This is a genomic window from Flavobacterium sp. XN-5 (assembly GCF_008033395.2).
Classification (GTDB): domain Bacteria; phylum Bacteroidota; class Bacteroidia; order Flavobacteriales; family Flavobacteriaceae; genus Flavobacterium; species Flavobacterium hiemivividum.
The window spans coordinates 431,748-454,161 of the sequence record NZ_VOGZ02000001.1 but is presented as its reverse complement, the minus strand read 5'-3'; the positions used below and the strand labels follow the sequence as shown (position 1 = coordinate 454,161).

Sequence of the window (22,414 nt, the reverse complement as noted above, 5' to 3'; positions counted from 1 at the left end):
AAACATAGTAACACGAATTGTATGCATAAAATTTGTACTTTTTTGATTGTTTTATTTTGCAGTTTCGCGTCTGTAGCTCAGGTAAATGAGCAAAGTCAAGATACCACAAAAACTGGTTTTTCTTTAGGGAAGGTTCAGATAAAAGATCCACAAAGTATCTTGTCAGCGTATACATATGACCCTGTTACGGACAGATATATTTATACTAATTCAGTTGATGGATTTTCAATTAATTACCCCATTATATTAACGCCAAAAGAGTATGAAAAGTTAGTGCTTAAAGAGTCCATGAGAGACTATTTTAAACAAAAGACTGATGCTATTGATGGTAAAAAAGAAGGTAGTGAAGTCGCTAAAAAAGATTTATTACCAAAATACTACGTGAATTCTAATCTTTTTGAATCCATTTTTGGTAGTAATACAATCGATGTTAAACCTACTGGTTCCGTTGAAATGGACTTAGGTATGCGTTACACAAAGCAAGATAATCCCTCGTTTTCTCCACGAAATAGGTCTAATTTATCTTTTGATTTTAATCAAAGGATAAGCATGAGTTTAATGGGAAAAGTAGGTACAAGGCTTAATGTTAATGCGAATTATGATACGCAATCCACTTTTGCATTTCAGAATTTAATGAAATTGGAATACGCTCCTTCTGAGGATGATATTATTCAAAAAATTGAAGTTGGAAACGTAAGTATGCCTTTAAATAGTTCATTAATTAGAGGTGCGCAAAGTTTATTTGGAGTAAAAACCCAACTACAGTTTGGAAAAACAACAGTGACGGGCGTGTTTTCTGAACAAAAATCACAGACAAAAAGTGTGGTGGCACAAGGCGGAGGTACGATCGAGAATTTTGATATTTATGCTCTTGATTATGATAATGATAGGCACTTTTTCCTTTCTCAATATTTTAGAAATAAATATGATGCTTCCTTAAAAAACTATCCGTTTATTGATAGCAGAGTTCAAATATCAAGATTAGAGATTTGGGTTACTAATAAACAAACCCGGGTAAATACCACTTCTAATAATTTAAGAAATATTATTGCACTGCAAGATTTAGGGGAAGGGCAATTGTCAGGGATTCCAGATAATGAAGTGGTGGTTTTAGATCCTTCTACAGGGATGTTCAATAATCCTTTTGACACTCCATCTGATAACTCAAACAATGATTATGATCCCGCGCAAATTCTAACAGGAACAGGTTTGCTGAATAATAATATTCGCGAAATTGTAACTTCAAGATCAGGATTTAATGTTACTGTAAGCGAGGGGCAAGATTATTCAAAATTAGAAAATGCAAGAAAATTAAATTCTAATGAGTATACCTATAATGCACAATTGGGTTATATTTCCTTGCAACAAAGGCTAGCTAATGACGAAGTTTTAGCGGTAGCTTATCAATATACTATTGGTGATAAAGCATACCAAGTAGGAGAATTTGGGAGCGATGGCATAGACGCAACGGTTGTAACGGGCGACAGCCCTTCAAATCAGGCAATAATAACACAGAGTTTAATTTTGAAAATGCTGAAAAGCAATTTGACCAATGTTAAAAACCCAGTGTGGAATTTGATGATGAAAAATATTTATCAGATTCCTGGTGCTTACCAAGTAAAACAAGAAGATTTTAGGTTTAATATTCTTTATACAGATCCATCTCCTTTAAATTATATCACTGAAGTACCAGGGAGCCCATTTCCTCCAAATCCTACTCCAAGTAATCGAGTTGCCGAAACGCCATTACTAAAAGTCTTCAACCTCGATAAGTTAAATTATAATAATGATCCACAAACGGGAGGTGACGGTTTTTTTGATTTTATGCAAGGCATTACAATCGATTCTCAAAATGGGCGATTAATTTTTACAACCAAAGAACCTTTTGGGGAATTGCTGTTTTCTAAATTATCGAATACTGGTTCAACTGAAAATTATAACGATGCCAGTACATACAATCCAAATCAAAAGAAATATGTTTTTAGAAACATGTATCGAAATACACAATCTGGCGCACTACAGGACAGTGATAAAAACAAATTTCTTTTAAGAGGAAAGTATAAATCCTCGGGTGGTGAAGGAATTCCCATTGGAGCTTTCAACGTGCCTCAGGGATCTGTTGTTGTGACAGCCGGCGGAAGAATTCTAGTAGAAGGAATTGATTATAGTGTGAATTATCAATTAGGGAGAGTTCAAATTTTAGATCCTTCACTTCAAGCTTCAAATACACCAATTAGTGTTTCTTTAGAAAATAACTCTATTTTCGGGCAGCAAACCAGGCGATTTATGGGAGTAAATGTGGAGCATAAGATTTCAGATAATTTTTTGGTCGGCGGTACTTTCTTAAAAATGACTGAAAAACCATTTACTCAGAAATCGAGTTTTGGTCAGGAATCAGTCAACAATACTATTTTTGGATTCAATACTAACTTTTCTACCGAAGTTCCTTTTCTAACCAGATTAGTGAATATGTTGCCTAACGTCGATACTGATGTACCATCAAACCTTTCTGTAAGAGGAGAAATAGCATTTTTAAAACCAGATTCGCCAAAAGCGGATCAGTTTGAAGGTGAATCCACTATTTATGTCGATGATTTCGAAGGTTCTCAAACCACCATAGACATGCGTTCTGCCTACGCCTGGAGCTTATCGTCAACACCAGAAAGAAATACGCGAAGTAGCTATGACTTTAATGGCAATGCCAATGATTTAAGTTATGGTTTTAAAAGATCTCGACTGTCATGGTATTCTATTGATCCCGTATTTTACACGCAAAAACCTTCAGGAATTTCTAACGACGACTTGTCATTTAATACAACAAGAAGAATCTTTAGTGAAGAGCTTTATCCTTTGACCGACATTGCGCAAGGGCAATCCCAAGTCATAAATACTTTGGATTTAAGTTACTATCCGTCCGAACGTGGTGCTTATAATAACAATATAAATTTTGCTACAGATCCAAAAAGTAATTTTGGAGGGATTATGAGGTCTTTAAATGCTACTAATTTCGAACAAGGAAATGTAGAATACATTCAATTTTGGGTGATGGATCCTTATGTAGGTAAAGGAGCGATTCCTCAAAATAATGCAGGAAAGTTATATTTCAATTTAGGTGAAATATCGGAAGATATTTTGAAAGATGGAAGAAAACAATATGAAAATGGACTTGGACCTGATCAAATAGTGGTTAATCCAAGACCGCTTTGGGGAGATGTTCCTGCTTCACAATCTTTAATCTATGCCTTTGATGCCAATGCTAATAATCGAGCGAATCAAGATATAGGTTTAGACGGATTGTCTGATGCTAATGAAGGTGAAGTGTACACAAATTTTGCATCAGAATTAGATCCAGCTGCTGATAATTATACTTATTATTTGAATACTACCGGGAGTATATTGGACCGTTATAAAAAATATAATGGAGTAGAAGGAAACTCTGATGTAGATATCAATAGTGCTAACAGAGGTTCGTCTACAGTTCCAGATGTAGAGGATATTAATAGAGATAATACCATGAATACCATCAATGCTTATTATGAATACAGCATCGATGTAAAGCCAAATCCAATTATTGGACAAAATTACATTACCGATATTAGAGATACGCAGGTAACTTTAGCTAATGGCGAAATAACAGATGCAAGGTGGATTCAGTTTAAAATTCCTGTTACCCAGCCGCAGAATACAATAGGAAATATTTCCGATTTCCGCTCGATTCGGTTTATGAGGATGTTTATGACCGGCTTTGATCAGGAAGTGACGGTTCGTTTCGGTTCGCTAGATTTAGTAAGAGGAGAATGGAGAAGGTATACAAATACGCTTGACTTCAACGATACAAATGTAATTGATGATGGAACTGAATTTGACGTCTCAGCTGTTAATGTGCAAGAAAATAATGAAAGATGTCCTATTAATTACATTACCCCTCCGGGTGTACAGCGAGAGCAATTGTACAATAATAATACGCTTATTAATCAAAACGAACAATCCTTGTCGTTAAGAGTTTCAGGTGATGGACTAGAAACTGAAGATTCGAGAGCAGTTTTTAAAAATGTTAGTATTGACATGCGACAATTTAAAAAACTAAAAATGTTTTTACATGCGGAATCATTACCAAATGAAACGGTGCTTAGAGACAATCAAATGGTAGGATTTATTCGTTTTGGAAATGATTTTACACAGAATTTTTACCAAATCGAAATTCCTTTAAAGGTGACTGTTCCTTCTACCTCTGGAACATCAAATTGTGGTCCATTGACTGCTGAGGAAGTCTGGCCAGAAGAAAACGAAATCGATTTGGCATTGTCTTTATTGACGCAATTAAAGATTCAGGCCATGAGCGTGAATCCAAATGATTTGCCTCTTAGTGGGATTTATTACTCAGATGATGATGTTAGTAGACCTGGTGGTGACGGTGATGGTAAATTGAGATTAGGGATTAAAGGAAATCCGAATTTTGGATTAGTTAGAACTTTGATGGTAGGGGTGAAAAGCAATGAAACACATCAGGATTTAAAAGGGGAAGTCTGGTTCAATGAACTTCGCTTAGCAGATATGGATAATCAAGGAGGGATGGCAGCTGTGTTAAACATAGACTCTAATCTTGCTGATTTTGCTACAGTTTCTGCGACAGGAAAGAAAAGTACTATTGGTTTTGGAGCCTTGGAACAAGGACCAAACGAGAGAAATCGTGAAGATATCCAGCTATATAATATTGTGACAAATGTTAATTTGGGCAAACTATTACCTTCAAAATGGGGAGTTAATTTACCGTTTAATTACGCCATTGGGGAAGAAATCATTTCTCCAGAATACGATCCTTTTAATCAGGATATCAAACTAAAACAGTTATTGGATAATACAACTGATGCTGCTGAGAAAGATAATATTGAGAGCAGAGCAATCGATTATACAAAACGAATGAGCATTAATTTTATCGGGGTTAGAAAGCAAAGAGGAGCTGAGCAAAAGCAACATGTCTATGATGTAGAAAATTTTACTTTTTCTCAATCGTATAACAAAGTCGAAAGACATGATTATGAGATTGAAGATTATATCGATCAGCAAGCCAACTCATCAGTAGATTATGCTTATAGCTTTCAACCGAAGCCAGTTGAGCCATTTAAAAAGACAGGATTCTTGAAAAAAAGCAACTATTGGAAGCTGCTAAGTGATTTTAATTTTAATTATTTACCTTCTAATATATCTTTTAATACTAATATTAACAGGCAATACAACCGTCAACAATTTAGACAAGTCGATGTCCAGGGAATTGGTCTTGATCCTTTGTATCGAAGAAATTTTGGATTCAATTATCAATATGGATTTAATTACAACTTGACAAAATCTTTGAAATTAAGCTACACTGCTTCATCGAGTAATATTGTAAAAAACTATTTGAATGAGGACAACGAACCCATAGATAGTTTTACGATTTGGGATAGTTATTGGGATATTGGAGATCCAAATCAGCATATGCAACAGTTGGTTGTAAATTATGAGATTCCTATAAACAAGATTCCACTATTTAGTTTTGTGAAGGCTAATTATTCCTATACTGGAGATTACAACTGGCAAAAATCCTCAAATGCTTTTTCTCAATTAGAGGATATTGGAATTCCAGATTTAGGGAATACCGTTCAAAACGCACGTTCTAATAATTTGAACACAAGTTTAAATATGGATATACTTTATAAATATTTAAGATTAACAAGAAACGCTGCTAAATCAACAAATAGACAGCCGGCTCCCGCTCCAAAACCAGGGCAAAAAGTAGTGAATACAAATGCAAAACCACAAGCTCAAAACAATGAATTTGTTGACGGTTTAATGGGAGTTTTAACTAGTGTAAAAAATATTCAGATTAATTATACTGAGAATAGCGGTACTGTTTTACCAGGTTATACGCCGAGTATAGGGTTCTTAGGTTCATCAAGACCATCGCTAGGTTTTATATTTGGAAGTCAAGATGATGTTAGATATGAAGCGGCAAAAAATGGTTGGCTGACTAATTATCAGGAGTTCAACCAAAACTACACTCAGGTAACTAATAAGATGTTTAAGGCGACAGCAAATGTAGATTTGTTTCCAGATTTAAAAATTGATTTAGCCGCTGATAGGTCGTATTCTAATAATTATTCTGAACAGTACAATGTTTTAGATAGACAATATTACTCGCTTTCACCTTACACCTATGGCCTGTTTTCGATATCAACGGTACTAATAAAAACATCGTTTTCTACAAGTGATGAAAATTCTTCCGCAGCTTTTGATGACTTCAGGACGAATAGACTTGTAATTGCAAATCGATTAGCTACGGATCGCGGTATTGATATTAACAATCCAAGTAACCTTGATTCGGATGGGTATCCGCTAGGATACGGTAAAAATAATCAAGCAGTATTATTGCCTGCTTTTATGGCAGCTTATTCAGGGAGTGATGCTTCCGGAGTTTCTCTTGGGATTTTTAGAAGTGTACCTATTCCTAACTGGGCAGTAAAATATAGTGGGCTGATGCGTTATGATTTATTTAAAAGGAATTTTAAACGATTCTCTTTGCAACACAATTACAGGGCTTCATATACTATTAATCAATACCGTTCTAATTTCGATTATGATAAAAGTCCAGGTGGAGTTGATGCCAGTGGTAACTTTTTTAATAAAACGATCATGTCTAATATCAATTTAGTAGAGCAGTTTAGTCCGCTAATTCGAATGGATTTTGAACTGCAAAGTTCTCTAAAGATACTTACTGAAATTAAAAAAGACAGGGCCTTGTCCATGAGTTTTGATAATAATTTATTGACCGAAGTAAAAGGTGTCGAATATGTAGTTGGTTTAGGATATCGTTTTAAGGATGTGATTTTTTCTTCCAGACTAGCAGATAATCCTACGGGCATAATTAAAGGTGATATCAACATGAAAGCGGACTTCTCTTACCGTAATAACCAAACCATTGTGAGGTATATCGATTATGATAATAATCAATTAGCGGGTGGGCAAAATATTTGGTCTTTAAAATTGACGGCTGATTATTCCTTCAGTAAAAACTTGACTGCTATATTCTATTATGATCATTCCTTTTCAAAAGCAGTAATCTCGACTTCGTTCCCGCTTACAAACATTCGATCCGGATTTACGCTTCGATATAATTTTGGGAATTAATTTGTAAAATCTAATCTGTATTTGAACAGAAGATTGTTACATTTGCGGAACAATAATTCAATAATCAATTATCAATACGTTTTTATTATGAATATACCGGCAGATTTAAAGTATACTAAGGATCACGAGTGGGTTAGTTTAGAAGGTGATGTTGCAACTGTGGGAATCACGCATTTTGCTCAAAAAGAATTAGGAGATATCGTTTATGTTGAAGTGGAAACTTTAGACCAAACTTTAGAAAAAGATGAAGTTTTTGGTACCGTAGAAGCTGTAAAAACAGTTTCTGATTTGTTTTTGCCATTAGCTGGAGAAATTGTGGAATTTAATGATGCTTTAGAAAGTACTCCAGAAGCAGTAAACGCTGATCCTTATGGAGCAGGTTGGATGATAAAAATAAAAGTTTCAAATGTTGCTGATTACGACTCATTACTTTCAAGTGACCAATACAAGGAACTTATAGGTGCTTAAACAAATTTTTTTTTGGATTTCTTTATTGTGGACTGGGATTGTTCTTTTTCTATGTTTAGTTCAATCTGACAAAATTCCAGCGGTGAGTATTGAGAATCTGGATAAAGTAGTTCATGCTTTTTTTCATTTTGTATTCACGTTTCTTTGGATTTTGTTTTTTAGAACAGAGATAAAAGATCCAACTAGTTATACGCCTTATATTATTTCTTTCTTGTTTTCCGTTCTTTTTGGGGTTACAATAGAAATTATGCAGGGACAATATACTACAACTAGAAAAGAGGATATGATGGATGTTCTAGCAAATATGGTAGGAGCATTTTTAGCAGTCTTTGTAGTTATTTTATATTTTAAAAATAAGCGCTTAAGTAAAATTTGATTTACATACTAATCCCACTTCGGTGGGATTTTTTTGTTTTAAAGCGGTATTGCTTTTTGTTTTATAATTTAGTTTTCGGCAGTTTTGATTGGATTTAGTTTGTTATCATTTTTTAAAAATTAAAATTCAGATAGACAATGGTGACCTTTGCTATTAAAAGTATCTACTTCTGTTAAAGTAATGCCAATTTAATATGTATTTTTACATTCTATAACAGTACTATTAGATAGTTAAAGCAATAGAGCAATGAATATCAAAAAATATTTAGATTCAACATATTTGAAAACTGCGGAGCAGGCAGGTCTTGATTATGATGAAAATGTTAAGCGGGTCAAAGGGTTTGTTCAAGAAGCTATTGATGAACATTTCAAACTGATTATGATTCGACCTGATATGGTTGCTTTAGCCAAGCAAATGGTGGTTGATGCTGGGTCGAATTTACAAATTGGAACTGTAATCGGTTTTCCGGAGGGGAATTCGACTATAGCCGATAAATTATTGGAAGCAGAAAAGGCAATTCAGAACGGAGTAGATGATTTAGATTTTGTTTGTAATTATGAAGCCTTTAAAAATGGCGATGTTGATTTAGTTAAAACGGAGGTTTTGAAAGGAACACAACTTAGTGTCGAAAATAATAAAGTTGTAAAGTGGATCATCGAAGTTGCTGCTTTAAATGATACGCAAATTGTTCAGTTGACAGCTTTGATAAAAAATGTTGTAATTTCAAATTTTAAGGAAGATTGTTTTTCCTCTGTATTTGTGAAATCGTCAACTGGATTTTTCAAAACTGAAAATAATTTACCTAATGGCGCGACTATTCCAGCAATTAAGTTAATGTTAGAGAATGCGACGCCTTTGTCAGTTAAGGCTGCTGGTGGTGTTCGAACATATGACGAGGCGGTCGAAATGATAAAGTTAGGAGTGAAGCGAATCGGTACTTCTGGAGCAAAAGCAATTGTGAGCGGAGAGAATGCAAATAATGGATATTAATTTTACAATCAAAATACATATGAAAAAGGTTTTCTTAGCTTTTGTTGCATCATTTCTATCTTTTTTTACCTATTCGCAAAGCCAAAACTTATTAGATTCAAATCGATCACCTGAGCGTTTTCCGGTTTTTCCGCTTTGTGAAAAGTTAGAGAATCAGGAATTGGAAAATTGTTTTTATAATGAAGTTCAAGATTTTGTTTTCCAAAACTTTGTTGTTCCAGAAAATCTTGTTGAAAATAATTTTCACGGAAATGTAAAAGTCCTTTTTGAGGTCGATGGCACTGGAGTTTTTAAAGTAATCTACGTTAATGCTATTGACGAGGAGTTGGTCAAGGAAGCGAAGCGAGTTTTTGCTAAATTTCCTAAAATTACTCCTTCGACTTATAATGGAAAGGCAGTCTATTCAAAATACAATATCACTATTTCGATTCCGTTAAAAAGTGCTGAAACAAGAGCTTTGGAATTATTGGCTAAAGCTGATATAATTGAAAAGAAGACAAAACCACTCACTGAATTAGATAGTATTGTATATAAGAAATACAATAATCCAGAGTATGAAAGTCATTTAAATATTCCGTTTTCGCATAGTTATTATGCACAATTTGACGGGGCGTTAAATCGTGTAGGGAGTAATAATCATACCGCTTCAAAACCGTATACCTATGCTGAGGTGTCAAAATATTACAATATTAAAGAAGCGAATGAAGAACTTAAAAAAGAGGTTTCTGGCTGGTGGGCTAGAAAGTTGTGGAATGAAAATACAGTTGAAATTCAAGGAGACGGGTATTGGTTGTCGTTGAACCCGATACTAGATTTGCAAGTGGGTAAAGCTTCTAAGAGTGATGCTACTTACACCTATGTCAATACGCGAGCGATTAATTTTAGGGGAGGTCTTGGCGACAAGCTTAACTTTTCTACAACTGTGTTTGAAAGTCAAGGACGATTTGCTGATTATTTTAATCGATATGCGGAGTCAATAAGACCTGCAGGAGGTAATCCAGCCATTATTCCAGGGATGGGAATTGCTAAGAGGTTTAAAACTGATTCTTATGATTTTCCTTTAGCGGAGGCTAATTTGACATTCTCGGCAAGCAAGCATATTGATTTGCAGTTAGGATACGGAAGAAATTTTATAGGAGATGGATACCGTTCGTTGTTAGAAAGTGATGGTGCTAGTCCGTATCCTTATTTTAAAATAAACACTAATTTTTGGAAAATAAAGTATACGAATACTTACATGTGGCTGAAAGACGTACGTCCCGAAGTTACATTGGAGAGAACTTATGCTACTAAATTTATGGCAAACCATTATTTGAGCTGGAATATATCTAATAGATTAAATCTTGGTTTTTTCGAATCAGTTATTTGGACCAATACAAATGATAGAGGCTTTGATGCTAGTTTTGTCAATCCTATTATATTTTATAGATCAGTGGAGTTTGCGTCTTCAGCTAGAACAGGAAATGCACTTTTAGGACTGACAGCTAAGTATAAATGGAGCGATATAATTAATGTGTATGGTCAGTTTCTCTTAGATGAATTTTCATTAGAGGACATTAAAGCCGGCGATAATAGTTGGAAAAATAAATACGGTTATCAAGTTGGGGTTAAATACTACGATGCCTTTAAGGTTGATAATTTATTATTGCAGTTAGAATACAATCATGTGAGACCGTACATGTATTCTCATAGTGTGCCTATCACAAATTACGGGCACAATAATCAAAGTATTGGACATCAATGGGGCGGGAATTTTAAAGAATTTATTGTGATTGCGCGCTATCATAAAGGCAGGTATTTTGCTGATGCAAAAATAACTGCAGGTACTCGTGGTTTAGACTTTGACGATACCGAAGATAGTTTTAATTATGGTGGAAATATTTATAAAGATTATGATGAAAAACGACCATTTGACAGTGGTGTGAAAGTGGGTCAAGGGAATAAAACGGCTATTTTTATAGCGGATGTTCAAGGAGGGTATCTAGTAAATCCTACGACTAATTTAAAAATCTACGGAAGTTATATCTACAGAAGTTTTGACCCTACAAAAAATACCGTTGCTGCTTTTACCCAAAGTACTAATTGGTTCACATTAGGATTGCGTGCGGACGTTTTTAATTGGTATTTTGATTACTAGGGCGATTGTGGTATAATACTGATAGGCTGTACTGGTTTTTCGGTGTACTATGAAAATGGTGTCTCGAATGAATCTGGAGGCTATATTGAGTATAAAATCTGTATTAAATTTAAAAAAATGACAAGCTCTCGTTTTGACCTTAAAAAAGTTGGAATTTAGCACTTCTAGCACTTGAAAAAAAATATAAATTCTTCATTCTTATTTCTATCTGTAAGTTGTACCTTTGCAGCAGTTTTAGAAAACTTAATAATAACCGTCTTGAATAGTATGTCAAATACACTTTCCCTTAGAACAGTTTTTTTGGATTTTAAAGAAATTACAAAAGCGGGATTAGCTATAAGCGTTTTATTTTCCGCTATCGCTGGATATTTTTTGGGTTTTGATAGTGAACATCCTTTTCAATGGTCGGTATTGATCATGCTCGCCATCGGAGGGTATTGTATGGTGGGTGCTTCAAATGCATTTAATCAGGTAATCGAAAAAGATTTAGATTCGTTGATGGATAGAACTAAAAGCCGTCCTGTTCCTGCGGGAAGAATGTCTCCCACATCAGCTTTAGTGGTTGCTGGTTTGCTTACCATAATAGGTATTACATTGTTATATATGATCAATCCAAAAACAGCAATGTTTGGAGCGATTTCTATATTCTTATATACAAGTGTCTATACGCCGTTAAAAACGATGACATCACTGTCCGTTTTTGTAGGTGCGTTTCCTGGAGCAATTCCTTTTATGTTAGGATGGGTTGCTGCAACAGGGGACTTTGGGATAGAAGCTGGGACCTTATTCTTAATTCAGTTTTTCTGGCAATTCCCTCATTTTTGGGCAATTGGTTGGTTTTTATATGAAGACTATGAAAAAGCAGGGTTTTTTATGTTGCCAACAGGGAAAAAAGACAAGGGTACTGCATTGCAGATTATTCTTTATACAGTATGGCTTATTATAGCTTCGTTATTGCCTTCATTGGGTTATACGGGTAAGTTGTTTATAACTCCTATTGCTGCCGGAGCAGTATTTTTATTAGGTCTTTGGATGTTGTTTTATGCAGTTAAACTTTATAAGTTAAGAACCGCAAAAGCAGCCAAAACCTTGATGTTGGTTAGTGTTGGGTATATTACTTTGTTACAATTTGTATATATAATTGATAAATTTTTAAGATAGTTATGGAAGTTACAATGACAGCTGAAGAGCATAAAATGAGAACGGGGAGATCATATAAATTGATCTTATTGTTTGCTATGGTTAGTATGACTATGATGTTTGCAGGTCTTACTAGTGCGTTTGTGGTGAGTAAATCGAGAGTGGACTGGTTGAAAGATTTTCAATTACCGAGTGCTTTTTATTTTAGTACTCTTGTTATAATAGGGTGTAGTGTTACATTCCATTTAGCTAAAAAATCCATTCAAAAAGACAATAAAAGTGCTACTACTACATTTCTTTTTGCTACTTTAGCATTAGGGATATTGTTTGTGATTTTGCAATTTGTAGGCTTCGATCAGATCGTGAAAGCGGGGCATTATTTCACAGGAAGTGAGAGCTCAATTACATCTACATTTCTTTATGTTGTAGCGATTGTGCACTTAGCTCACCTTGCTGGTGGGTTGATTTCATTGATTATTATTATTTATAATCATTTTAAACAAAAATACAATTCGAGTCAAACTCTTGGAATAGAACTAGGTGCAATGTATTGGCACTTTCTTGATTTCTTGTGGTTGTATTTATTTGTATTTTTATATTTCTTTAAATAAGAAAAAAACGTAAATTTGGGAACTTTTTAACGAATAACTTTTATGGAATCGACAGTTACAACTGGGAATAGCGAAGAAAAAACTTGGGGAGGTGGCAATGAGCCAATGGGAGCAAGTTATGGTAAATTAATGATGTGGTTTTTTATCGTGTCAGATGCCTTAACGTTCTCTGGATTTTTAGCGGCTTACGGGTTTTCTAGATTTAAATTTATTGAAACATGGCCTATAGCCGATGAAGTGTTTAATCACTTTCCATTTTTGCATGGTGTAGATGCACCGATGTATTATGTTGCTTTAATGACTTTTATTTTGATTTTTTCATCTGTAACAATGGTCTTGGCTGTTGATGCGGGGCATCAAATGAAAAAAGATAAAGTGGCGCTTTATATGTTTTTAACCATTATAGGTGGAGGGATCTTCGTAGGTTCACAAGCTTGGGAGTGGAAAAATTTCATAAAAGGACAATATGGTGCAGTGGAAACAAAAGGAGGTAGTTTACTTCAATTTGTGGATAAAGAAGGGAAGCGAGTGGCACTTGCTGATTTTGCTGCAACATTGCCCGAAGAAAGAGCTCAATTGACAAGGGATAAAGGAACTTGGTTTATGGGTGAGGCAAGTTTGCCATCATACTCAGTAGCTGAAGTTCAGGCTGGATTTAAAGCTAATCCTGATATATTAATTCGAACTGAAGTTTTGAGTGATAATAAACATAAGACAATTCTTTCGAGAGAAGAGTCTGAGTTGAGATTGAGTCAGGCGCATTATGTCGTAGAAGGTGCGAATCTTGTTAGAAATGAATACGGTAGTAAGTTGTTTGCTGATTTCTTTTTCTTTATCACAGGATTTCACGGGTTTCACGTATTTTCAGGAGTAATTATAAATATCATTATTTTCTTTAATGTGCTTATTGGAACGTATGAGAAAAGAGGAAGCTATGAAATGGTCGAAAAAGTTGGTTTGTACTGGCATTTCGTCGATTTAGTTTGGGTATTTGTATTTACAGTTTTCTATCTAGTTTAATTTTCAAAAAATTATTATTATGTCACACGAACACGAGTATGTATCAAATACCAGTAGAATCTGGAAGGTTTTCGGAATATTATCTTTAGTTACGATAGTAGAGGTTATTTTGGGTATATATAAACCAGACTCATTACACTATGTTGATTTTCTAGGGCTGAGTTTGCTAAACTGGATTTTTTATGCGCTTACAGTGTATAAAGCTTATTATATCGTTTATGCATTTATGCACATGGAGGGAGAAAGAAGTTCTCTTAGATCTGCAGTTGTGTATCCTCTAATATTTTTAATTTTATATTTACTTTTCATTCTTTTGACTGAAGGTGATTATATTTATGGAGTTTTTAAAGATTCAACTATAAAATGGAATTTTTAACAATATATTAATCAAAAAAAAGGGTACGCATTGCGTACCTTTTTTTATTTTTGCACTTTAATAGAATTGTCATTATAATGAAAAAAAATATCGTTCTTTTTGTTCTTTTTGTCTTACCGATAGTGGCTTATCTTTTTTTCGCTTCGGGAGTCAATGGTTATACTAAATTACCTGTTATAACGCCTAAGGTTAATGATTTTGGAGATTGGAAGTCTTTAGATGGTAACAAAGTTACATTAGACAATAAAATAACAATCTTAGGATTTGGTGGTGCTAATATTTTAGAAAATAGAGGTAATCTTTTTAACCTTAATCAAAAAATTTACCAGCGTTACCATACTTTTAAGGACCTGCAGTTTGTGATGCTTTGTCCGTTAGGAACTGAAAAAGATGTTCAGAATATTTTAAATTCCTTAGACGAGATTACAGATCTTTCTCAGTGGCATTTTTTATTTACTACTCCTCAAGAGATAAATTCCTTTTATGACCAATTAAAATTAGTTGACAAACTAGATGTACATTCTGGAACTCCAAATGTGTATATCGTTGACAAGGAGAGAAATCTTCGAGGAAGAAAGAAAGTTCAAGAATATAAAGAGGGTTATAATACCATTCACCCTGCTGAATTAAGCAATGAGATGTTAGATGATTTTAAAGTTATTCTTTACGAGTATCGAGCAGCACTTAAGAAAAATCGCAATGCTACAAAACAACTTTAAAATTGAATTATATGTTTAAGAATAAAGCTTATATCGGAATTTCGTTTGTAATTCTGGTTTTTGGAATATATGCAATCCCTAAAATAATATCTCGAATTCAAAATGGGGATGTTGTAAAAGGAGGTCGTTTAGATAAGGTTGAAACTACCGCTTCTACTGATGGTAAATTAGTTAAAATAGGGCCAGCACCTAAATTCGAATTAGTGAATCAAGACAATGTGAAGATTACAAATGAAACATATAAAGGTAAAGTATATGTTTTAGAGTTTTTCTTTAGTACTTGTCCTTCGATTTGTCCAAAAATGAATCAAAGTATGTTGCTGATCGAAAAGAAATTTTTTGGTAGTCCTAATTTCGGTATTGCAGCTATTACTATTGATCCCGCAAACGATACTCCTGCGGTTTTGAAGGAACATGCAAAACTAATAGGAGTAACATCTTCAAACTGGCATTTCTTGACGGGAGATAAAGATTATATATATGATTTAGCTAATAAAGGTTTTAATCTTTATGCAGGTGAGAACAATAAGGCAAGTGGAGGTTTTGAACACTCTGGTTTTTTTGCTCTAATTGATAAAGATGGAAATATCCGTTGCAGACGTGATGATTTTGGAAATCCAATATTATACTACGATGGTTTAGATAAAAAAGGAGTTAGAGATATTCAACAGGATATTAGTATATTATTAAAAGAATAAATGATATGAAGGATCAAAATTTAGAACAGCGTTATAAAAAATGGATCGTTATTTTATCAATTGCCATTCCGCTGGTTGTAGCGCTTCTTTTTGGTGTTAATTTAAAAAGAATGGGTTTTGCAGTAGAGCCTCTTAGTTTTTTACCACCTATCTATGCTACAATTAACGGTTTTACAGCCGTCTTATTAGTCTTAGCTGTAATTGCAATTAAGAAGGGAAATAGAAAATTGCATGAGAATCTAATGAAAGGAGCTATTGGTTGTTCGATCCTTTTTTTAGGAATGTATGTTTCGTACCATATGACTTCAGACTCTACTAAGTTTGGTGGGGAAGGGGTGGTGAAATTTATTTACTACTTTATATTAATCACACATATTATTTTATCAATAGTTATTATTCCTTTGGTTTTAATAACTTATGTAAGAGCCTTAGCTCAAGTATTCGATAAACATAAGATGATTGCTAGAATCACTTTTCCAATTTGGCTGTATGTTGCAATAACTGGTGTTGTCGTCTATTTGATGATTTCTCCTTACTATGTTTATTAAATAGTTGAATTAAAAAACTTATAAAAAGAATTATGAAAAAGAGCAGTACAATACTATTTTTTATCCTTGCTTTCTTTTTTTCTCTAAATGTAGAAGCACAATGTGCTATGTGTAGAGCAGTATTAGGAGGTGAAGGGAACGCTGAGCAGGCGCAGGCAGTAAACGACGGTATCGTTTACTTGATGGCAATTCCTTACTTACTTGTGGTTGTAATTGGGTATGGTGTGTATCGAATTAGAAAAAATAAAAAAACGGAATAACGTCAACTTTTTCTACTTTAAACCGTCAATCGCAATGTTGATTTCTCCGTTGATTTTAATGAAAGCGATAATGGCGTTGTTTGTCAACTGTACTTTTTGGAATTGTATATCTTCCATTTTTCCATTTACAAAAACACCTGGTAGCGGGGAATAATTTTTTAGATAGTTCATCATTGTTTTTTTACCTTCTTCTAAGTTAGCTTGTATTGAATAGCGGCAATTCTCTTTAATTTTTCGAAGTACCAGTCCTTGAGCAAGCCAGTTTGCAGTGCGCATTAATTTGTTTTTCGTGTCTAAAACATAATCTAATTCATTAAAATAGATCTCTTTTGACTTGTCGTCGTATTGCGGGAAACCGGATAAATAAATCCTACCATTTAGAGAACCTAATAAGTCTAAGGCAATAACCATCTTACCGTTTTTATGCCAAATAGCAACATCTTGTACTTTTACTTTTTTTCCTCCTGATTCGAATTCTTGTCCGGCGAAATTTTTCTTCATGATCTTAGAAGCATCATTATAAGTGGAGACGGCAACGACATTAGCTGAAATCTGATTTGGGATTTTACTAACGGCTTTCAATGTGATTTTATTCACGTCAAATTTGGATGGTGGTTGCTGGCCAATTAATGTTTCCATATTGCACTTCATTCCCATTTGTAACGACAATTGATCTTTTTTTAATTTAGTCGTTGTAGTATAAATTTCTAAAGGAACAATTCGCAACCAGCTATCATAGTCGGCATTCATTTGAAAAGGCACGCATATTTTTTCTAAAGCAGCAAGTACATTGGGTTTAAAATCCATTGATTTACCAACAGCTTCATCGATTTTTCTTTCTATTTTAGACTTGAATAGTTTGATAGCGGGATTTATTAGGTAAGTAACCGGAACGTTTTTTCCTAGAATAGTCGCTGTAGGGCTTTCGTTCCAATCTAAAGAATGAAATTCTGTTTTTGTGTTTAGTTTCCAGTTAGTCAAATTAACATCACTCAATAATGTTACGACTCCGTTAAGGTTAAATTGCTGGGTTTTGTAAAATTCAGTTCCTAGTGTTTTTGTGCCAATTCTATATTTTACAGATACTTTTAAGGGTAAAATAGTTTTTATTCTTTCTCCTGTTTTTTCGTTAAAGGATACAACGCTAATAGGAGCCAGTTTCCATACTTGCATTTCGATATCATCATCTTCAATAATGTTGTCTTCGTAGATTAAACCGTTTAAGAGTGCGTTGGTCTGGTTTTCAATGTCCTTAAGTTTGATGCTAATGGGTAAATTAATAAAAGAAGGGGTATTGTCATAGACTAAAGGAGTGGCGTCGTCTGGTTCTGGTTTTAGTGCGGTGATTTTTTGAGAAGGAGAGCAGCTAATAGTAAGCATAAATGCGAACGCAAAAAGTAGGAAGGAAGTTGATTTTGGCATTTGTTCTGATTTGAGATAGTAAAATTAACGAAACAATTATATTTTTTTGTTTTTTTGTAACAAAAGGATATTTTTAAAGTCTAATCTATTTTAAAAGATAAGCTAAATCCTATACTGTTTTGTATTTTTATTCAATAGTTAAGGAAAATAAGAGCTACATTTATTTAGGCTTTGCATTAAAATTTATTCAAAAATATATGTCAAATAAAATTTATTACAGTTTAATCCTATTGCTACTTTACGGCTTGTCGTCGAGCGCTCAAACTAAAAAGTGGACATTAGAAGAGTGTGTTAATTATGCGTTGCAGAATAATATTTCGATAAAACAAACTGAATTAGATATTAAAACTGCAGCTATTGATAAACGAGGAGCGATCGGGAATTTTCTTCCTTCATTAAATGGTAATGCTTCTCATTCTTGGAATATTGGTTTAAACCAAGATATAACCACTGGACTTTTACAAAATCAAACTACGCAGTTTACTTCAGCTGGAGCCAATGTAGGAATTGATATCTACAAAGGTTTGCAGAATCAAAATACACTTAGAAGAGCTAATCTTTCTATAGTTGCCTCTAAATATCAGCTTGTGAAAATGCAAGAAGATATTGCGCTTAATGTTGCCAATGCTTTTTTACAAGTACTCTTTAATAAGGAAAATTTAAAGGTACAAGAAGTACAAATGAGTATTAATGAAAAGCAGTTAATACGTACTCAGGAATTGGTAAATGCGGGGACAATACCAAAAGGCGACTTGCTAGATGTAAAAGCTACTTTGGCATCTGACAATCAGAAAGTGATTACAGCTGAAAATTCTTTGTTGATTTCGAAATTGAGTTTAGCGCAATTATTACAATTGGATGATTTTCAGGATTTTGACGTTGTAGATAATACGGAAGCAAAAGATGAAAATAATATTTTGTTGCAAACTCCAATAGCGATTTACGATAAAGCGAAAGAAGAAAGAACAGAATTGAAAATAGCCCAGACTAATCTAGAAATAGCTGAGAAAAATGTAGCAATCGCAAAAGGAGGTTTTCAGCCCACTTTACAAGGATTCTACAATTTTAGCACTCGAATTTCTTATGCTGATATTGCATTGCGTGACAACAGCGGAAACGTAATAGGAACGCAGGCTCCACCTCCATTTTTCAGTCAGTTTGGAGATAATAAAGGGCAGTCGTTTGGAGTGCAATTATCGATTCCTGTCTTTAATGGATTTGCGGCTAGAAATAATGTAGAGCGTTCACAGGTTAGCTTAGAGAAATCTAAAATTGCTGTAGAACAACAAGATTTAGATTTGCAAAGAAATGTTTATACTGCGTTTACTGACGCTAAAGGCGCCTTAAATGCACACGAATCTGCGATTGTAGCATTAGAGTCCAGGCAAGAAGCCTATAATTATGCTAAAGAAAAATTTGATGTTGGTTTAATGAATTCGTTCGACTTAAATCAATCGCAGACTTTACTTTCTAATGCACAATCTGATGTGCTTCGAACTAAATACGATTACATTTTCAAAATCAAAATATTAGAATTCTATTTTGGAATTCCTATCATTAAAAATTAATACATTATGTCAAAGAAAACAATTTATCTCATAATAGGCGGTGCCGTTGTTGTTATTGCTTTATTATTAATACTTTCAAAAACAGGCGTTATTGGAAATAAGGATAAAGGAAAGGAAGTTGAAATAGCGATAGTCAATGCGACTACTATTATTGAAACGGTTTCGGCTACCGGTAAAATTCAGCCTGAAATTGAGGTGAAGATTTCGTCGGAAGTTTCTGGAGAAATTATTTTATTGCCTGTTAAAGAAGGACAAGTAGTTAAAAAAGGAGATTTATTGGTTAAAATAAATCCTGATTTATATACCTCAAGCCTAAACAGAACAATCGCAGGATTATCTGGTTCCAAAGCGGGATTGACTCAGACGGAAGCTCAGTTTAAAGAAGCTAAATCCAGTTATGAGAGAAATAAAACCTTATTTGATAAGGGGATTATTTCAAAATCAGATTGGGATAAATCTATTGCGTCTTTTGAAGTTGCTAAAGCCAATAAAGAATCGGCTTATTTTAATGTAAAAAGTGCTTCGGCTTCTGTAAATGAAGCGCGCGATAATCTAGGGAGAACCGTAATTTATGCTCCTGCAGATGGAACTATTTCGATGCTTAATGTAGAATTAGGAGAAAGAGTATTAGGAACGCAGCAAATGACAGGAACTGAGATTTTGAGAGTGGCAAACTTGAACAACATGGAAGTGGAAGTTGATGTCAATGAAAATGATATTGTAAAAATTAAGGTAGGTGATGCTGCTAATGTAGAAGTCGATGCTTATTTGAAAAAGCAATTTAAAGGGATGGTGACTAGTATTTCTAATTCGGCTAGCTCCGCTTTAACAGCAGATCAAGTGACCAATTTTAAAGTAAAAATAAGAATTCTTAAAGAGTCTTATCTTGATTTATTAGAAGGGAAGCCTGCGGCTTATTCTCCGTTTAGACCTGGAATGACGGCAACTGTAGATATTATCACCAAAACAAAAAAGAATGTATTAGCGGTGCCAATAAGCTCTGTAGTGGTAAAATCTGATACGGCAGCAGTTAGTGAAGTAAAAGTACTAGAGCCTGTAGATGATCAAAAAGCATTGCCTAAAAGTGATAAGAAATACGAATGCGTTTTTGTAAAAGCAGGTGATAAAGCTACGATTCGTGTGATTAAAACCGGAATTCAAGACGATACTAACATCCAGGTGTTAAGCGGTCTTAAAAAAGGAGATGTAGTCATAACGGGACCCTATTCTACTGTTTCTAAAGAATTAAATTCGGGGGATATGGTATTTGTGAAATCAGAAAACGATAAATAAAAAAGCAAGTAGTTTTATTTTAGATTTGTACTTTTGCGATAATTAATTTTATCTTAAATAGAAAAGTATTGGCCTATATTCTTAACATCGAAACATCGACAAAAAATTGTTCGGTAAGTATTGCTAGAGACGGAGAAACCATTGTCTGTAATGAAATTGCAGAAGAGGGATATTCTCATGCAGAACGATTGCATGTGTTTATTGAAGCAAGTCTAAAAGAAGTAGGAATTGCATTTAGTGATATAACTGCGATAGCTGTGAGTCAGGGTCCGGGATCTTACACTGGACTTCGCATCGGGGTTTCTTCTGCTAAAGGACTTTGTTACGCTTTAGGAATTCCACTAATAGCTGTAGATACTTTGCAGATATTGGCAGCTCAGGCACGCATTTCTAATGGATTAATCATTCCTATGATTGATGCCAGAAGGATGGAAGTATATAGCACCATATTTACGTCTGAATTAATAAATACAAGAGGAACTCAAACTGAAATTTTAGCTGAAAATTCATTTGAAGATATAGAAGGTCCTATTTATTTTGTAGGTGATTGTGCAGAGAAAGCGCAAACTGTATTGACAAAAGAAAACTTTATCTTCTTAGAAGAAATAGTATTTCCTTCTGCAAACGAAATGAGTGCGCTTAGTTTTGAAAAATTCAAAAATAACGACACTGTCGACGTGGCTTATTTCGAACCTTTTTACCTTAAAGATTTTATGGTAACCACTTCAAAAAAGTAAATCTGGTAGTTAATTTGTAGTGCTAGACATTTCTTTTACGTACGGTTGAATCACTATTCCGGCTGTATCAAAAGCTGTTTTGCAATTTTCTAAAGTGTCAGTAAAAACGTCGCCAAAATCTTCGCTATTTGCCCAAGGTCGTACTGCTAATTGAATAGCACTATCGGTTAGGTTTTTTACAAAAACTTCTGGTGGGGGTGATTGAAGCACTTTTGGATTCTCATTTAAAACGCTTGTAATTAGATCTTTCGCTTTTTTAATGTCGGAGTTATAAGAAATCGCAAAAGTTAAGTCAGCTCTTCTAATCTTTTCCAAAGAGTAATTAATGATGTTGCCATTCGATAAAATACCATTGGGAATAAATACGGTTTGATTGTTTGCTGTAATTACTTTAGTTACAAAAATCTGGATTTCGCTAACTGTACCGAAAACACCTTGGGCATCTATTGTATGTCCTACTTTAAATGGTTTAAAAACTATAATTAACATTCCGCCTGCAAAATTAGAAAGTGAGCCTTGAAGCGATAGTCCTATAGCTAGTCCCATGGCACCAAGAATAGCTACAAAAGAGGAAGTCTCTATTCCTAATTTTGATATGAATGTCACAAACAATAATACTCTTAAAACCCAAAGGAGAATATCGGCTAGAAACTTTGTCAGCGTAGGGTCTAATTCTCGTTTGACCATTATTCTTCTGATGAGTCGATTTATTAATCGAATGGTGTAAAGACCTACAAATAATATAAGAAATGCAGAAATCAATTTTGGTGAGTAATCGATAAATACTTTTATGATAGTGGCGGCGTAATCAGCGACATTTTTTGTGTCTAAATACATTTTTTTACTAATAAAAAACCTTCTCAAAGAGGCAGGGCTTGTGTTAATGG

Annotated in this window: 18 protein-coding genes; 16 read left to right on the top strand and 2 right to left on the bottom strand. The window is 34.1% G+C overall.

Going from position 1 to position 22,414, the window contains the following annotated elements; genetic code table 11:
- The first annotated feature begins 21 nt into the window (after positions 1-21).
- From sprA to FQU23_RS01975, 13 genes are all read left to right on the top strand, one after another.
- Positions 22-7,164 (top strand): cell surface protein SprA, encoded by a 7,143-nt coding sequence (sprA, locus tag FQU23_RS02035; RefSeq protein WP_147672373.1) that lies wholly within the window; start codon positions 22-24, stop codon positions 7,162-7,164.
- Positions 7,165-7,251: 87 nt separating this feature from the next.
- Positions 7,252-7,632, top strand: coding sequence for a glycine cleavage system protein GcvH (gene gcvH / locus FQU23_RS02030; protein WP_132108652.1), 381 nt, complete (start codon positions 7,252-7,254; stop codon positions 7,630-7,632).
- Positions 7,625-8,008 (top strand): VanZ family protein, encoded by a 384-nt coding sequence (locus tag FQU23_RS02025; protein WP_147672372.1) that lies wholly within the window; start codon positions 7,625-7,627, stop codon positions 8,006-8,008. The genes gcvH and FQU23_RS02025 overlap by 8 nt, the downstream gene beginning before the upstream one ends.
- A 246-nt stretch (positions 8,009-8,254) precedes the next feature.
- Positions 8,255-8,998 (top strand): deoxyribose-phosphate aldolase, encoded by a 744-nt coding sequence (deoC, locus tag FQU23_RS02020; protein WP_147672371.1) that lies wholly within the window; start codon positions 8,255-8,257, stop codon positions 8,996-8,998.
- Positions 8,999-9,017: 19 nt separating this feature from the next.
- Positions 9,018-11,135 carry a capsule assembly Wzi family protein gene (locus tag FQU23_RS02015; RefSeq protein WP_147672370.1) on the top strand — a complete coding sequence of 706 codons (2,118 nt, stop codon included), beginning with the start codon at positions 9,018-9,020 and terminating at the stop codon, positions 11,133-11,135.
- Positions 11,136-11,393: 258 nt separating this feature from the next.
- The gene (gene cyoE / locus FQU23_RS02010) at positions 11,394-12,296 is read left to right on the top strand and encodes a heme o synthase (protein WP_209282317.1); all 903 of its coding nucleotides are present in this window, start codon (positions 11,394-11,396) and stop codon (positions 12,294-12,296) included.
- 2 nt (positions 12,297-12,298) lie between these two features.
- Positions 12,299-12,886 carry a heme-copper oxidase subunit III gene (locus tag FQU23_RS02005; protein ID WP_132108644.1) on the top strand — a complete coding sequence of 196 codons (588 nt, stop codon included), beginning with the start codon at positions 12,299-12,301 and terminating at the stop codon, positions 12,884-12,886.
- A gap of 42 nt (positions 12,887-12,928) precedes the next feature.
- Positions 12,929-13,906 (top strand): cytochrome c oxidase subunit 3, encoded by a 978-nt coding sequence (locus FQU23_RS02000; protein ID WP_147672368.1) that lies wholly within the window; start codon positions 12,929-12,931, stop codon positions 13,904-13,906.
- A 19-nt stretch (positions 13,907-13,925) separates the two neighbouring features.
- Positions 13,926-14,282: a cytochrome C oxidase subunit IV family protein gene (locus FQU23_RS01995; protein ID WP_147672367.1), complete on the top strand. Its 357-nt coding sequence runs from the start codon at positions 13,926-13,928 to the stop codon at positions 14,280-14,282.
- A 77-nt stretch (positions 14,283-14,359) separates the two neighbouring features.
- Positions 14,360-15,001 (top strand): hypothetical protein, encoded by a 642-nt coding sequence (locus tag FQU23_RS01990; protein WP_147672366.1) that lies wholly within the window; start codon positions 14,360-14,362, stop codon positions 14,999-15,001.
- Positions 15,002-15,012: 11 nt separating this feature from the next.
- Positions 15,013-15,699 (top strand): SCO family protein, encoded by a 687-nt coding sequence (locus FQU23_RS01985; RefSeq protein WP_147672365.1) that lies wholly within the window; start codon positions 15,013-15,015, stop codon positions 15,697-15,699.
- 5 nt (positions 15,700-15,704) lie between these two features.
- A complete protein-coding gene (locus FQU23_RS01980; RefSeq protein WP_147672364.1) occupies positions 15,705-16,247 on the top strand; it encodes a DUF420 domain-containing protein in 543 nt (180 codons plus the stop codon).
- 32 nt (positions 16,248-16,279) lie between these two features.
- Complete coding sequence (locus tag FQU23_RS01975) at positions 16,280-16,507, top strand: hypothetical protein (RefSeq protein WP_132108634.1); 228 nt, start codon at positions 16,280-16,282, stop codon at positions 16,505-16,507.
- A gap of 12 nt (positions 16,508-16,519) precedes the next feature.
- On the opposite strand, the gene FQU23_RS01970 is transcribed toward FQU23_RS01975, so the two are convergent.
- Complete coding sequence (locus FQU23_RS01970) at positions 16,520-17,929, bottom strand: DUF4403 family protein (protein WP_147672363.1); 1,410 nt, start codon at positions 17,927-17,929, stop codon at positions 16,520-16,522.
- A 197-nt stretch (positions 17,930-18,126) separates the two neighbouring features.
- On the opposite strand from FQU23_RS01970, the gene FQU23_RS01965 reads away from it, so the two are divergent.
- From FQU23_RS01965 to tsaB, 3 genes are all read left to right on the top strand, one after another.
- Positions 18,127-19,497, top strand: coding sequence for a TolC family protein (locus FQU23_RS01965; RefSeq protein WP_147672362.1), 1,371 nt, complete (start codon positions 18,127-18,129; stop codon positions 19,495-19,497).
- Between the two features lie 6 nt (positions 19,498-19,503).
- Positions 19,504-20,790 (top strand): efflux RND transporter periplasmic adaptor subunit, encoded by a 1,287-nt coding sequence (locus FQU23_RS01960; RefSeq protein ID WP_132108631.1) that lies wholly within the window; start codon positions 19,504-19,506, stop codon positions 20,788-20,790.
- Between the two features lie 68 nt (positions 20,791-20,858).
- Positions 20,859-21,527 (top strand): tRNA (adenosine(37)-N6)-threonylcarbamoyltransferase complex dimerization subunit type 1 TsaB, encoded by a 669-nt coding sequence (gene tsaB / locus FQU23_RS01955; RefSeq protein ID WP_147672361.1) that lies wholly within the window; start codon positions 20,859-20,861, stop codon positions 21,525-21,527.
- Between the two features lie 9 nt (positions 21,528-21,536).
- Here tsaB and FQU23_RS01950 read toward each other — a convergent pair whose 3' ends face one another.
- Complete coding sequence (locus FQU23_RS01950) at positions 21,537-22,364, bottom strand: mechanosensitive ion channel family protein (RefSeq protein WP_147672360.1); 828 nt, start codon at positions 22,362-22,364, stop codon at positions 21,537-21,539.
- Between the last annotated feature and the right edge of the window lie 50 nt (positions 22,365-22,414).

What these genes read in the sequence shown, in the direction of transcription:
- sprA (WP_147672373.1), top strand. Translation starts at nt 22, where the DNA reads ATGCATAAAATTTGTACTTTTTTGATTGTTTTATTTTGCAGTTTCGCG.
- gcvH (WP_132108652.1), top strand. Translation starts at nt 7,252, where the DNA reads ATGAATATACCGGCAGATTTAAAGTATACTAAGGATCACGAGTGGGTT.
- deoC (WP_147672371.1), top strand. Translation starts at nt 8,255, where the DNA reads ATGAATATCAAAAAATATTTAGATTCAACATATTTGAAAACTGCGGAG.
- FQU23_RS02015 (WP_147672370.1), top strand. Translation starts at nt 9,018, where the DNA reads ATGAAAAAGGTTTTCTTAGCTTTTGTTGCATCATTTCTATCTTTTTTT.
- FQU23_RS02005 (WP_132108644.1), top strand. Translation starts at nt 12,299, where the DNA reads ATGGAAGTTACAATGACAGCTGAAGAGCATAAAATGAGAACGGGGAGA.
- FQU23_RS02000 (WP_147672368.1), top strand. Translation starts at nt 12,929, where the DNA reads ATGGAATCGACAGTTACAACTGGGAATAGCGAAGAAAAAACTTGGGGA.
- FQU23_RS01995 (WP_147672367.1), top strand. Translation starts at nt 13,926, where the DNA reads ATGTCACACGAACACGAGTATGTATCAAATACCAGTAGAATCTGGAAG.
- FQU23_RS01990 (WP_147672366.1), top strand. Translation starts at nt 14,360, where the DNA reads ATGAAAAAAAATATCGTTCTTTTTGTTCTTTTTGTCTTACCGATAGTG.
- FQU23_RS01985 (WP_147672365.1), top strand. Translation starts at nt 15,013, where the DNA reads ATGTTTAAGAATAAAGCTTATATCGGAATTTCGTTTGTAATTCTGGTT.
- FQU23_RS01980 (WP_147672364.1), top strand. Translation starts at nt 15,705, where the DNA reads ATGAAGGATCAAAATTTAGAACAGCGTTATAAAAAATGGATCGTTATT.
- FQU23_RS01975 (WP_132108634.1), top strand. Translation starts at nt 16,280, where the DNA reads ATGAAAAAGAGCAGTACAATACTATTTTTTATCCTTGCTTTCTTTTTT.
- FQU23_RS01970 (WP_147672363.1), bottom strand. Translation starts at nt 17,929, where the DNA reads ATGCCAAAATCAACTTCCTTCCTACTTTTTGCGTTCGCATTTATGCTT.
- FQU23_RS01965 (WP_147672362.1), top strand. Translation starts at nt 18,127, where the DNA reads ATGTCAAATAAAATTTATTACAGTTTAATCCTATTGCTACTTTACGGC.
- FQU23_RS01960 (WP_132108631.1), top strand. Translation starts at nt 19,504, where the DNA reads ATGTCAAAGAAAACAATTTATCTCATAATAGGCGGTGCCGTTGTTGTT.
- FQU23_RS01950 (WP_147672360.1), bottom strand. Translation starts at nt 22,364, where the DNA reads ATGTATTTAGACACAAAAAATGTCGCTGATTACGCCGCCACTATCATA.